Raw genomic sequence first — 13,935 nt, forward strand, 5'->3', positions numbered from 1 at the left:
GGACCCAGGGGCGACCGCGGTGCGCCAGCTCCTGGGTCCCGGATAGCCTCTGCGAGGCTTCCGGGATGACGAAAATTGGGATGGCCGGAGACTGTTGATGTCCAAGTTGCTCGTTCGCCCGCATGCGCCTGACGTGTCAGGCTCCGTCCTGGAGATCACCCCCGAGTCCGCCGGCTGGAGCCATGTCGGCTTCCGGGTGGTCAAGCTTGCCGCCGGCGAAACCTTCGACGGCGTCGAGCCCGACCGCGAGACCTGCATCGTCGTGATGAGCGGAGCGGCCGAGGTCAGCGCCGGCGACGCGTCGTTCGGCGCGATCGGCGGTCGCGCCAGCGTGTTCGAGAACAAGGCCCCCGGCGCGGTCTACGTCCCCGCCGGCGCCGCCTACGCGGTCGTCGCCGTCACCTATGTCGAACTGGCCCTGTGCACCGCCCCCGGCAAGCCTGGCGGCCAGGCCCGCCTGATCGCCGAGGCCGACATGCCGCGCGAGGTGCGGGGGCAGGGGACCAACGTCCGCCACGTCCGCAACATCCTGCCCGAGACGGCGCCGGCCGACGGCCTGCTGGTGGTCGAGGTGATCACCCCGGGCGGCCACTGGTCCAGCTATCCGCCGCACAAGCACGACACCGCCGCCGAAGGCGAGGAGACGGCGCTGGAGGAGACCTATTATCACCGCCTGAACCCGCCGCAGGGCTTCGCCTTCCAGCGCGTCTACACCGACGACCGCAGCCTGGACGAGACGGTCTGCGTGCAGGACGGCGACGTGGTCATGGTGCCGCGCGGCTATCACCCGGTCGGGGCCCCGCACGGCTACGACCTCTACTATCTCAACGTCATGGCCGGCCCGCACCGGAAGTGGATCTTCCGCAACGACCCGGCCCACGACTGGATCGTGCGCAAGCCATGATCCTCGGCGACATCGACAAGGAGCGCGTCATGCGCAGCATTCCCCACTTCGTCGGCGGCGTCGCCGTCGAGGGCGCGTCCGGCCGTTTCGGCGAGGTCTTCGATCCCAACACCGGCAAGGTGCAGGCCCGCGTCGCCCTGGCCTCGGCGCAGGAACTGAACGCCGCCATCGCCGACGCCAAGGCCGCCCAGCCGGCCTGGGCCGCGACCAATCCCCAGCGCCGCGCCCGGGTGATGTTCGAGTTCAAGCGCCTGCTCGAAATCCACATGGAGGAGCTGGCCCACCTGCTGTCGTCCGAGCACGGCAAGGTCATCGCCGACAGCAAGGGCGACATTCAGCGCGGCCTGGAAGTCATCGAGTTCGCCTGCGGGATCCCGCACCTGCTGAAGGGCGAGTACACGCAGGGCGCCGGCCCCGGCATCGACGTCTATTCGATGCGCCAGCCGCTGGGCGTGGTCGCGGGGATCACCCCGTTCAACTTCCCGGCCATGATCCCGATGTGGATGTTCGGTCCGGCCATCGCCTGCGGCAACGCCTTCATCCTCAAGCCTTCCGAGCGCGATCCGTCGGTGCCGGTGCGCCTGGCCGAACTGATGATCAAGGCCGGCCTGCCGCCGGGCGTTCTCAACGTCGTCCAGGGCGACAAGGACTGCGTCGAGGCCATCCTCGACCATCCGGACATCAAGGCCGTCAGCTTCGTCGGCAGCTCTGACATCGCCCAGTCGGTGTTCCATCGCGCCGGCGCGGCCGGCAAGCGCGTCCAGGCCATGGGCGGCGCCAAGAACCATGGCGTCGTCCTGCCCGACGCCGACCTCGACCAGGCCACCGCCGACATCATCGGCGCGGCCTACGGCTCGGCCGGCGAGCGCTGCATGGCCCTGCCGGTGGTCGTGCCGGTCGGCGAGAAGACCGCGCTGGCCCTGCGCGAGAAGCTGGTCGCGGCGATCGGGGCCTTGCGGGTCGGCGTCAGCACCGACGCCGAGGCCCATTACGGCCCGGTCGTCAGCGCCGCCCACAAGGCGCGGATCGAGAGCTACATCCAGCTGGGCGTCGACGAGGGCGCCGAGCTGGTAGTCGATGGTCGCGGCTTTGCGCTGCAAGGCCACGAGGACGGCTTCTTCGTCGGCCCGACCCTGTTCGACCACGTGGGGCCGACCAGCCGCTCCTACCAGGACGAAATCTTCGGCCCGGTGCTGCAGATGGTCCGCGCCGAGAGCCTGGAGGAGGGGATCCATCTCGCCTCGCGCCACCAGTACGGCAACGGCGTGGCCATCTTCACCCGCAACGGCGACGCCGCGCGCGAGTTCGCCGACCAGGTCGAGGTCGGCATGGTCGGGATCAACGTGCCGATCCCGGTACCGGTGGCCTATCACAGCTTCGGCGGCTGGAAACGCTCGGGCTTCGGCGACCTCAACCAGTACGGCCTGGACGGCGTGCGCTTCTATACCCGCACCAAGACCGTCACCCAGCGCTGGCCCAAGGGCGGCGCCGTGCTCGACCAGAGCTTCGTCATCCCGACCATGCGGTGAGGCGGCGCTCTCCCCAAACCACCTTGCGTGGTCCTCGTCCTTCGACAAGCTCAGGATGAGGACCATTGCAGGCGCGGCGCTGGAAAACCTCATCCTGAGCTTGTCGAAGGACGAGGTTTTCGCCTGAGCGTCGCCGTCCCTGCCTACCGCCGTGGAGGCCGTAGGCGGAACTTCACCGGTGCGTCGCGGTCTACCGTCAGCCGGCCCCCGACGAGCTTCAGCTCCGCCACCTGGATGACAGTCCTCTGCTTCCAGTAGGGATCGCTCTGGGCTTCCGGCTCGGCGCCCTGATGCACGAAATAGTAGATGAAGGCCCGTCCGCCGCTGACCACGACGTCGGGATGCTGGCCGATGCCGCGATCGGTCGGCAGCGCGCCCGGCGCCTGCAGCAGCCGATCGGCTTGCTCGGTCCAGTGCAGCCCGTCCTTGGACTGGAGCACCAGCAGGCCCTTCCAGACGTCGGCGATCAGCCACCAGCGTCCCTTGAACCGGAAGGCCTTGGGACCCTCGGCCGCGCCCTTGGTGATGTCGCCCTCCGGCGCGGGCGTCCAGGTCTTGAGGTCCTGGCTGTCGACGGCCTTGAGGCGGGTCCTGGGCCGGGAGTCTCGATAATACAGGCGATAGCGGTCCTTCAGGCGCACGACCGACGCGTCAATGATCTGGTCCGAGCCCAGGTCGAGCGTCTCGCGGCAGGTCCAGCCGGAAAGGTCGGCGCTCGTCAGGTGCACGATCTTCGTCGTCGCGCCGGGCTCGCCCCAGCGGTGGTGGACGCCGGGCACGATGGTGAGCCACAGGTGGTAGACGCCTTGCTCGTAGAACAGCTCCGGCGCCCACAGGGTCACGCCCGTGCAGGCCTGCGGGAAGGTCGCGGTTCCCTTGTAGCGCCAGGTCACGCCATCGGCCGAGGTCGCGACGCCGATCGGGGTGGCGTGCACCCAGGCGACGTCCGCCGGATCGGGCAGACGCAAGGTGGCGCGCCGGTTGGTGTAGAACATCGTCCACAGATGCGCCGCGCGGTCCCAGACGATCGACACGTCGGCCGCGCCGTCCAGCACCGGATCCCGGTAGAGCGGCTTGGGCGCCGTCTGCGCCGCCGCCAGGCCGGGAGCGAGCAGGCCGAGCAGCAGGGTCGCGATCAGCGCCGAGCGTCGCGCCTTGCCCTTCACGGCGCTTTCTTCCCGGGGCGCACTTCCACGATCGCGCCGTCGGAACCGTAGGTCAGCGGCTCGATGGCGATCGAGCGGCGGTGGTCGCCGCCGCCGGGCAGCAGGTTGTCGTGATAGAAGAACCAGGTCCTGCCCTTGTCCTGCAGGATGGCCTGATGGTTGGTCGAGATCTTCAGGTAGTCGAAGATCACGCCGCGATAGGCGTAGGGGCCCAGCGGCGTCTTCGAGGTCGCATAGACGATCTGGCCCGGCCAGCCGGTCGAGAAGCTGAAGTAGTACAGGCCCTTGCGCTTGTGCAGGAACGGGGCTTCTCCGTACTTCTTCTTCGGGTCGTCGGTGGGAAAGCCGGTGACGGCGATGTCCTGGATCGGGCCGGCCAGGCTCTTCATGTCCTTGCCCAGCTTGACGATCTTGGGCACGCGGGTGCCGAACAGCATGTAGGCCTGACCGTCGTCGTCGATCAGCACCTGCGGGTCGATCGGCTCGGCGCCGGCGTTGGCGTCGCGGGCCTTGTCGACCAGTGGCGCGCCGATGGCGTCGACGAACGGCCCCTCCGGACGGTCGGCCACCGCCACCCCGATCTTGTCGCCGCCGACGGGGGCGTAGAAGTAGTACTTGCCGTCGCGATAGGCCGCCTCGGGCGCCCAGGCCTTGGCGTCGGGCTTGGCCCACTTGAACACCGTGACCCCCAGGAACGCGCCGCCGTCCTTCCAGGTCTTGAGGTCCTTGGAGGTGTAGAGGCGCCAGGTCGTCGAGTCCCAGTACTTGCCCGAGTTGGACGCGTCGTCGGTGGCGTAGAGGTAGTAGCCGCTCTTGAAAGCGTGCGGCGACGGGTCGGCGTTGAAGCGCGGGCTGATCGGTTCGCCGGCCAGGGCGGCGCTGGCGAGGGCCGATCCGGCCAGCAGGACGGCGAGCGAGAGGGCGAGACGCTTCATCGGGAACTCCTTGGACTCGCCGGCTTCGGCAATCGGGGCGATGGTCATGCGGACGGCTATTGCGGCGGCGTGGCTTCGGCGGGATGGGCCTTGTCGGGCGTCGTCCCGTCGCCTTTGAACGGCTCCAGGCGGAAGCTGACCCGCGTCGGCGCCAGGCGCGTACGGTACTTCATGTGCGGCAGGCCAAAGCCGTTCCAGGTGGTGTCGCCGCCGATCCCCCACTGGGCTGAATCGACCAGTAGGGTCCCGTCGCCGTGGGGAACGACGTCGGTGGATTTCCAGGTCCCCGGAGCGCGGCGGTAGAGGTCTTCGTAGGGGAAGGCCAGGGCGGTGGTCATCAGCGGCTTGTCGCCGGCGACCCGCAGGCCCCGGCCGTTGCCCGACAGCTCCAGCCAGCGGACGTCGATCTTGTTGCCGGTGTCCTGGGGCCGCATGTAGTCGTGGTTCTGGTCGGCGACGGCGCCGCGCCACAGGCCGATCGGGGCCGAGGTGTAGCGGTCGACATAGGTCTCGTGCGGACCGCGGCCGTACCATTCGACGGTCTTGAGGCTTGAGGGGACTGTGAACCACAGGCCCACGCGCACGGGCGGCGGCAGGTCGTCCTTCAGCGGCGTCAGGTCGCCGGTCACCGCCACCGTGCCGTCGCCGGCCATGGCGTAGGTGGTGACGAAGCTCGCCGCGCCGGCGCCCAGTCCGTAGGTTACGACCACCTCGCCGCCGTCGGCCGTGGCGCGCGTGGTTACCGAGCGCAGCTGGCGCTGCTGGGTCATCACCTGCCAGGGACGCTGCTGGGTCGACAGGCCGGTGCCGGCGTCGTTGTCGGTCTCGGCCCGGAAGAAGTTGGGCTGGCCGCCCTTGGCGAGGACCTCGCCGTCCTTGCTGTAGGCGGCGACGAGGCCAGTGGACCGGTCGATCTTCAGCGTCGCGCCGGCGGCGGACAGGGTGACGGCGTCCTTGCCGTCGGCGACCGCCACCGCGCCCGGCCGGGCGATCGCCGGCTTGGCCGAGGCGGCGAGCGCGAACTGCTCCCAACCGACCACGAAGCCGGCCGGGGTCATCGGCACGGCGCCGGCCTGGGCCTTGGCTCGCACAGTCACGAGGTATTCCACGCCTGGCTTGGTCGCGATCGCCGGCAGCGGCAGGGTGATGGTTTCGACGCCATGAGCCTTGGTGGTCAAGGCGGGGAGGGCGCCCGAGGCGACCTCTACGCCGTCGCCTTCCAGCACCCACTCGAAGTCGAAGCCGGAGAGATCGCGGAAGTCGTGGCGGTTGGTCACGCTCACCTTGCCGGTGGCCGGGTCGAACGCCCCGAACTGGATCGGCGAGAGCACCTTGCGCACTTCGTAGTACTGGGGATTGGGCGTGCGGTCGGGCTGGATCACGCCGTCGCCGAATTCGATCTCGCCGCCGGGATTGGGCCCGTACTCGCCGCCGTCGCCCCAGTAGCGCCGGCCGTCCTTGGTGTAGCGGTACATCGACTGGTCGACCCAGTCCCAGATGAAGCCGCCCTGCAGCTTGTCGTATTTGTAGATGGTGTCCCAATAGTCCTTCAGGTTGCCGCCTGAATTGCCCTGCATGTGGGCGTATTCGCACTGGATCATCGGCTGGGTGCGGGTCGGATCGGTCGCCCAATCCACCATCTTGGTCACGTCGTCGTACATCGGGGCGTAGATGTCGACATAGGTGTTGGGCACGTGCTCCCAGGGGCGCGCGCCCCAGCCGAGGTACGAGATCAGGCGGCTCGGGTCGCGCTTGCGGGCGGCCGCGGCGGCCTTCTCGAAGTTCTGGCCGATGCCGGCCTCGTTGCCCAGCGACCAGAAGATCACCGAGGGGTGGTTCTTGTCGCGCTCGACCATGTTCATCACGCGATCGACATGGGCGCCTTCCCAGGCCGGGTCGAAGCCGATCTGGCGCTTGGCCCGCTGGTCAGGATCGGCATTGCCCCAGCCCATGTAGGCGTGGCTCTCGATATTGGCCTCGTCCATGACGTAGAGGCCGTACTCGTCGGCCAGGGCGTACCACAGCTCGGCGTTGGGATAGTGGGCCGTGCGCACCGCGTTTATGTTGGCGCGTTTCATCAGCTCGATGTCGCGGCGCATGCTCTCTTCGGAGATGACGTGGAAGGTCTCCGGATCGTGCTCGTGGCGATTGACGCCGCGGATGACGATGGGCTTGCCGTTGACCGCCACCCGGCCGTCCTTGATCTCGACCGTGCGGAAGCCGATCCGCTGCGGCGTGGCCTGGATCACAGCGCCCTTCGCGTCGAGCAGCTCGACCAGCAGGGTGTAGAGGTTGGGCGTCTCGGCGGTCCATTGGCGGACGCCGGGGACGTTAGCGTTCAGCGAGACGGTGCGGGCGGCGCCGGCGGCGACCTTGGTCTCCGTCTTCAGCACTTCGCGGTCGCCGTCCAGCAGGGTCATGCGGGCGGTCAGCGGGGCCTTGCGGGCGGTCAGCGACAGCTCGGTCGAGAGCACGCCGTCGCGATAGGCCTTGTCGAGGCCGGCGTGGACGAAGACGTCGGCCGTCCGGGCCTGCGGGACGGCCTTCAGATAGACCGAGCGCTCGATGCCCGAGACCCGCCAGAAGTCCTGGTCCTCCAGGTAGGAGCCATCGGCCCAGCGGTGGATCTGGATGGCGACGAGGTTCTGGCCCGGCTTGACCAGCTTGGTCACGTCGAACTCGGCCGGCAGCTTGGAGTCCTCGTAATAGCCGGCCTCAACGCCGTTGACCCACACCTGGTAGGCCGCGCCGGCCGCGCCGATGTGCAGGATGACGTCCTGGCCGCTCCAGCCGGCGGGAACCTCGAAGGTCCGCCGATAGGAGCCGACCGTGTTGGTGGCGTGCGGGATCAGCGGGCGGTTGGCCGGGAACGGATAGGTGATGTTGTTGTAGCGGGCCTGGTCGTAGCCCTCGGCCTGCCACATGGCTGGGACCTTGATGCTCTTCCAGGAAGAGGCGTCGTAGTCCGACTTTTCGAAGCCGTTAGGCACGTCGTCCGACGACGGCGAGAACTGGAAGGCCCACGGGCCGTCGAGCGACAGGTAGCGGCTCGACTTCGTCATGTCGCCGGCCAGGGCGGCGGCGCGGGTCTCGAACGGGAAGTGGCTGGCGCTGGCCGGCATCTTGCCGCGGGCGTTGACGGCCGGGTTCTCCCAGTCGGGACGGGCGGAATCGATCTGCACCGGATCGACCCGGGGCGTTTCCTCCGCCTGGGCGGCGAGGCCGATCGCCAGCCAGGCCGCGCCCGCCATCATGCTTGCCTTCATTCGTTCACTCCCTGACCCGAGCCTGGTTCAGCCCGCGTCGCTTTTCCAGTCCGGCTGCGCTCAACGCTCAGGTGAGAGGCTGTCACCGCTGGTTGCGACCTATCTATTTTGGCCTGACCAATTTGCAATTCCGAAAAATATTTTCTAGATTGTCTCGCGAAAATAATATACAAATCAATTTAACAATACGAAAAAAGCTAGCGATATCAAACTGATCGTCGTTGGTTTACGGGCGCGGCGCCGTGTGGGTTCTACCTCCACATTGCCCTGGCCAATCGCAAGATTGCTGGGACCGGTAACGCGAGAGGGGTTGGCTGAAAAGCTGTCACGCAAGACGGCGGGCCATAACGAGGAGGGAACGAAATTGAAGTCCAAGATCAGCCCGACGCGCGTCCTGAAGGTCGCGCTTCTGTCCGCAACCGTCATGGGCGGCCTGCCGGCCATCGCCATGGCCCAGGAAGCCGCCGCGGCCCAGAACGACACGGTCGACACCGTGATCGTGACCGGTTTCAAGAAGAGCTACGCCGACGCCGTCCGCACCAAGAAGAACGCCGTTGAGATCACCGACGGCATCTCGTCCGACGGCCTGGGCCGCTTCCCCGACCTGAACGTCGGCGAGGCGCTGCAGCGTATTCCCGGCGTCCAGATCAACCGCGAGGCCGAGGGCCGCGACGCCACCATCAACCTGCGCGGCATGCCCGGCGAATACGCCCGCAACACGCTGAACGGCCAGTCGTTCGCCGGCCCCGCGCTGCTGCGCGACAACCAGGGCTCGCCGCTGGGCGCGTTCAACTCCGACATCTTCTCGGCCTTCGTGATCCAGAAGTCGCCGATGGCCAACACCGTGTCCGGCGGCCTGTCGGGCAATGTCGACCTGCAGATCGCGCCGGCGCTGTCGCGCAAGGACGGCGGCTACATGAAGGCGTCCTACGAGTACAACACCCTGGGCAGCCTGGGCGCGCCGGCCGCTACCATCGGCTACAACAAGCACCTCACCGACGATCTCGCGGTGTTCGGCACCCTGGCCTACAAGAAAGAGAACTTCCGCCGCGATACGATCCGGCTCAACAGCTACGACTACCTGACGTCGGCGATGACGGGCCTGACGCCCACCCAGTTCAACGCCACCTACGGCCAGTACTATTCGGCCACCGCGTGCCCTACCAGCGCGACGTCCTACTGCCGCTCGCTGGGGCAGGCGCTGGGCCTGACCCAGGCGCAGGCCGCGGCCTACACCACCAGCAACACCGGCGCGACCAGCACCAACGGCGTCTGGGCCAACAGCCAGATCCGCCAGTACACCCGCATGAACGTCGGCGAGGTCTGGTCGGGCACGGCGGGCGTCGAGTGGCGTCCCAACGACAACACCAAGTTCGGCCTGATCGGCTTCAAGACCGATCGCAACCTGCCCGACACCGTCCAGTACTTCCTGATCAACACCGTCCTGCCGTCGTCCACGGCCGGCGCGGGCACGGTGATCACGCCGACGGGCACGCCGGTGAAGACCAGCGACGGCCGCTATCTGTATGAGAGCTACTCGTTCGCCAACATGAACGCGCTGTCCTCGACCCGCCTCTATTCGCAGCGCCAGAAGTCGGACGGCCTGCTGGGCACCTTCGACTGGAACAACGAGGACTGGCGCGTCGCCGCCGCCCTGACCCTGTCGTCGGGCTACAACGCCTCGGTCGAGACCGAGGTCGACGTCGCCAACTACACCCGCGCCGGCGGCAACGGCGTCTCGGGGTCTCTGACCACCGGCCTCGACGACATCGGCGCCTTCCAGTACGTCACCACGCCCAACCCGCAGAACTCGATCACGACCGGCCAGACCTGGACCTGGGGCGGCGCCTCCGATCCGACGGCCTTCTACAACAACGGCGCGAAGGCCAACTCGACCAACCAGATCCAGATCCAGGGCACCGAGAGCTTCGCCGAGAACGAGCTGAACAGCGCGGCCTTCGACGTCGAGCGCTTCACGCAGCTGGGCCCGATCAAGAGCATCCAGGGCGGCGTGCGCCTGGAGCGCGAGAAGTACGTGTCGACCGGCTACCGCGTCTACGCCTACGGCGCGCAGCTGCAGAACATCACCTCGAGCATGATGATCACGTCGCCCTTCGTGGACGACTTCATGGGCGGCAAGGGCGGCAACTACAATCGCAACTGGCAGGTGCTGAACATCCGCCAGTTCCTGAACGCCGTCCGTCCGGTCACGGCCTATCAGAGCGGCGGCCTGTCGACCCAGGGCTTCAACATCCAGTACGCCGACAGCAGCTACTACGATAAGAACTTCACCAACGAGAACGATATCAATCAGTTCTACATCCAGGCGAAGTACGACACCGAGATCTTCGGCCACGGCCTGCGCGGCAACTTCGGCGGCCGCTACGAAGACACCAAGAACACCATCACGACCCTGGACCGCACGACCGCGCCGACCGACTCGATCGGCTCGTCCACGGCCTTCAAGACCGAGAAGTACGTCAACAAGTACGACTACTTCCTGCCGTCGGCGATCTTCGTGGCCGACATCACCGACGACCTGATCCTGCGCGGCGCCTACTACAAGACCTATGTCCGCCCGCACCCGCGCCAGTATTCGCCGTCGACCAAGGTCAGCCCGACCCAGATCCTCAACAGCAGCCTGACCTCGGGCAGCGTCAACGTCTACGATGTCTCGGTGCAGATCGGTAACAACAAGCTGAAGCCCTATCTGGCCGAGTCCTTCGACCTGTCGCTGGAGTGGTACAACCGCCCCAATGGCCTGGTTTCGCTGGCCTATTTCCGCAAGAACATCACCGGCCGCATCGCCTCGACCTCGGATCCGGCGCTCCTGTGCCCGGCCGACGGCTCGACCTGGGGGTTCGGCGCCCTGTCGTGGGACGGCACCTACTGCACGGCCACCGCGCTCAGCAGCACCACCAAGCAGGTGCACGTCAACGCCAGCGGCGCCTACAACCTCGACAAGCCGACCACCGTCGAGGGCGTCGAGTTCAACGTCCAGCAGAACCTCGATTTCCTGCCGGGCTTCTGGAAGAACTTCGGCGGCAGCTTCAACTACGCCTACACGACGTCGAAGAGCCCTTCGATCGCTCCGTTCCCGGGCATCTCCAAGCACAACGTCAACGTCATCGGCTACTACGAGACGCCGAAGTTCGGCGTGCGCATGGTCTACAATTACCGCTCGGCCTACGACCTGAACGCCAACGGCACCTACAGCGGCGGTTCGCGCTCGGTTAAGCCGCGCGGCCAGCTGGACATGTCGGCGTCCTACAACGTCAACGACCAGCTCACCGTCTCGCTGGACGCCTACAACCTGACCGACGCGGTCCGCTTCGAATACGAGAACGACTACCAGGTCTCTCGTTGGGTCGATTACGACGGCCGCACCTTCACCCTGACGGCGCGCGCCACGTTCTAAAGTTCACTTCCCCCAGTGATGCACTCGATAGCCGGTCCCTTCGTGGACCGGCTATATTTTCTCCTCCTCGAGGCGCGCGCCGAGCGACTCGCGGAAGACCCCAGACCGGAAGGATTTCGATGCCGGGACTTCGCGCTGGACTTTCGACCTTGTTGGCCATGACCGCTCTCGCGGCCGGCCCGATCGCCCAGGCCGCGTCCGGCCCGTCCCTCTACAAGCTTCCCGCCCTCGAGGTCGGCCTCGGCAACGACAACGAAGGCGACACCATTCCCGGGCCGACCCTGCCCAACGGCTCGATCCATCCCTCGCCCGAGACCCCCAATCCCAGCAACGCCGGCTACAACGCCGCCGAGCCGATCAGCGGCTTTGCCCTGCTGCATTCCCAAGGCTCAGGCGGGGTCACCACCTACGGCACATTCCTGTTGTCGCCCCAGGTGGGCCAGCCTGAGTTCGACGAGACGGCCCACCTGTCGCCCAAGGCCGACGAGGTGCTTGCCGCCGACGCCTATTCGGTGCGGCTGTCGCGCTACGACACCAAGGTCGAGGCGACGCCGGCCCACTATTCGGCGATCTATCGCCTGACCTATCCCGACTCCGACCAGGCCCAGCTGGTGTTCGACGTCACCCGCAAGGTCGGGGGGCTCGTGGCCTCCGACCAGGCCGACGTGAAGCTCTATCCGGCCGAGGGCAAGATCGTCGGCCACGTGAAGGCCAAGGGCTACTGGAACCCAGCCCTGATCGACATCTGGTTCGTCGCCAAGTTCGACCAGAAGCCCGTCGCCTGGGGCGTCTTCGACAAGGCCGACCGGCGCGCGGGCGCGACCGAGGGCAAGACCGGTCCGGACGAGCGCCTGGGCGCCTGGCAGACCTTCAAGACGACCGCCGGCAAGCCGCTGTTGGTCAAGATCGCGGTGTCCTTCACCAGCGCGCAGACGGCCGAGGCCCTGCTGGACCGGGAGATTCCCGACTGGGACTATGACCGCGTCCGCCAGCAGGCCCAGGCGGCGTGGAACGATCGACTGGGCGAGATCGAGGTCTCGGGCCTGGATGAGGCGCAGACCCGTCGGTTCTACACCGCCTTCTATCACGCCTCGACCCATCCCCGGGACCGCAGCCTGGACCAGCCCGCCAAGGAGCTGGGCCGTCCCAACTGGGACGACCACTACACCCTGTGGGACACCTATCGGACGCTGTTTCCGCTGATGTCGGTGCTGCGGCCCAGCGACTACGCGGCCAACATCAACTCGCTGATCCACACCTTCGACAAGTTCGGTGCGGCCGACACGGCGATCATCGGCGGCCAGAACTATCACGTGGGGCAGGGGGGCGACGAGGTCGACAACGTGCTGGGCGAGGCGGCCCTGCGCGGGGCTGCGGGCGTCAACTGGAACGAAGCCTGGCGGCTGACCCACTTCAACGCCTTCGAGCGCCGTCGGCCGCGCTATCTGGAGAGCGGGTATTTCGGCGTCGGCGACCGCAGCCCCGAGCCGAACAACCAGCGCGCCAAGTCGGGCTCCTCGACCCTGGGCTTCGCGCTCAACGACTATTTCGCCGCTCAGGTCGCGGCCAAGGCCGGCCATGCCGACGAGGCGGGCGTACTGCTCAAGCGCTCGGCCAACTGGCGCAAGATCTGGAATCCGCAGACCACGAGCGACGGCTTTGCCGGCTTCCTGATGCCGCGCTATCCGGATGGCAAGTTCCAGGACATCGATCCCAAGCTCGGCTGGGATGGCAAGGTCCACAACAATGTCGGCTATTATGAAGGCACGGCCTGGATCTATTCCTACGGCGTGCTGCACGATCTGCCGGGCCTGATCGAGGCCATGGGCGGCCGGGTGCGCTTCAACGAGCGCCTGAACCACGCCCTGGACGCGGGCCTGATCGACATCACCAACGAGCCGTCCTTCGCCACGCCCTGGCTGTTCCACAATCTGGGCCGGTCGGACCTGTCGTCCTACTGGTCGGGCGAGGTGTTCAAGCACTTCACCGCCACCGCCTATCCGGGCGACGAGGACGCTGGCGCGATGAGCTCCAACTACGTCTTCAACCGCCTGGGCCTGTTCCCCAAGCTGGGCAGCGACCTCTTCTACCTGCACGGCCCGCGCCATCCGCGCAGCGTGCTGCACCTGGAGGGCGGGCGGTCGCTGGAGGTCGTCGCGGCGAACGCCGGGGCGGATCGTCCCTACATCGCCGCCGCCAGCCTGAACGGAAAGCCGCTGGCCGGGCCCTTCATCACCCAGGCCCAGGTGCTGGCGGGCGGCGTGCTGAGCTTCACCATGAGCGAAAAGCCCGGCCAGTGGGCCTATGACGGTGCGGTGCTGGGCAGCGAGGCTGCGGTCCCGGCCCTGGCCGACGGCAAGACTTCGACGGTCTGGACCGCTTCGGCCGGTCAGTCGGCGACGTTCACCCGACCGACCGCGACCTGCCTGAAGACCTATACGGTCAGTGTCGGCGCCAACGAGGCCGACCCGACCGCCTGGCGGTTCAGCGGCTTCGACGGCAAGCGCTGGGTCAAGCTCGACGAGCGGCGCGGCGAGCGCTTCGCCCATCGCCACGCCACCCGCAGCTTCGACCTGAAGACCGCCAAGGCCTATGCCCGCTATCGCCTGGAACTGACCGCCGGCAAGGCCGTCGAGGTTTCCGAGGTCGAACTGATCGCCGGAACCGGCTGCCGTTGAGGTTTGGCGCGTCGTCGCCGTCCTATCCAGTACAAGACC

7 protein-coding genes and 1 pseudogene are annotated in these 13,935 nt (G+C 67.3%); 5 read left to right on the forward strand and 3 right to left on the reverse strand.

Features of this window, described 5'->3' with window-relative positions; genetic code table 11:
• The first annotated feature begins 94 nt into the window (after positions 1-94).
• The 3 genes and pseudogenes from iolB to AC07N1_RS11115 form a co-directional block, all read left to right on the forward strand.
• Entirely contained in the window at positions 95-904 is an 810-nt protein-coding gene (gene iolB / locus AC07N1_RS11105) for a 5-deoxy-glucuronate isomerase (protein WP_494671862.1), read from the forward strand.
• On the forward strand, positions 901-2,433 hold the full coding sequence (locus AC07N1_RS11110) for a CoA-acylating methylmalonate-semialdehyde dehydrogenase (protein ID WP_494671863.1): 1,533 nt from the start codon (positions 901-903) through the stop codon (positions 2,431-2,433). Before iolB ends, AC07N1_RS11110 begins: the two co-directional genes overlap by 4 nt.
• Positions 2,434-2,460: 27 nt before the next feature.
• Positions 2,461-2,553: pseudogene (locus AC07N1_RS11115) on the forward strand (hypothetical protein); the annotation flags it as partial.
• Positions 2,554-2,576: 23 nt separating this feature from the next.
• Here the strand turns inward: AC07N1_RS11115 and AC07N1_RS11120 are convergent.
• Genes AC07N1_RS11120 through AC07N1_RS11130 form a run of 3 tightly spaced genes read right to left on the reverse strand, consistent with a single transcriptional unit; the run spans position 2,577 to position 7,800 of the window.
• A complete protein-coding gene (locus AC07N1_RS11120) occupies positions 2,577-3,599 on the reverse strand; it encodes a glycoside hydrolase family protein (RefSeq protein ID WP_494671864.1) in 1,023 nt (340 codons plus the stop codon).
• Complete coding sequence (locus tag AC07N1_RS11125; RefSeq protein WP_494671865.1) at positions 3,596-4,582, reverse strand: family 43 glycosylhydrolase; 987 nt, start codon at positions 4,580-4,582, stop codon at positions 3,596-3,598. The genes AC07N1_RS11120 and AC07N1_RS11125 overlap by 4 nt, the downstream gene beginning before the upstream one ends.
• 8 nt (positions 4,583-4,590) lie before the next feature.
• Complete coding sequence (locus AC07N1_RS11130) at positions 4,591-7,800, reverse strand: glycoside hydrolase family 2 TIM barrel-domain containing protein (protein ID WP_494671866.1); 3,210 nt, start codon at positions 7,798-7,800, stop codon at positions 4,591-4,593.
• Positions 7,801-8,224: 424 nt separating this feature from the next.
• Here AC07N1_RS11130 and AC07N1_RS11135 point away from each other — a divergent pair, with 424 nt between their 5' ends.
• Both AC07N1_RS11135 and AC07N1_RS11140 read left to right on the forward strand, forming a co-directional pair.
• Positions 8,225-11,218, forward strand: coding sequence for a TonB-dependent receptor (locus tag AC07N1_RS11135; protein ID WP_494671918.1), 2,994 nt, complete (start codon positions 8,225-8,227; stop codon positions 11,216-11,218).
• 119 nt (positions 11,219-11,337) lie between these two features.
• On the forward strand, positions 11,338-13,896 hold the full coding sequence (locus tag AC07N1_RS11140) for a GH92 family glycosyl hydrolase (RefSeq protein WP_494671867.1): 2,559 nt from the start codon (positions 11,338-11,340) through the stop codon (positions 13,894-13,896).
• The last annotated feature ends 39 nt before the right edge of the window (positions 13,897-13,935 follow it).

The sequence above is a fragment of the Caulobacter sp. GW821-FHT09B11 genome (assembly GCF_059418205.1).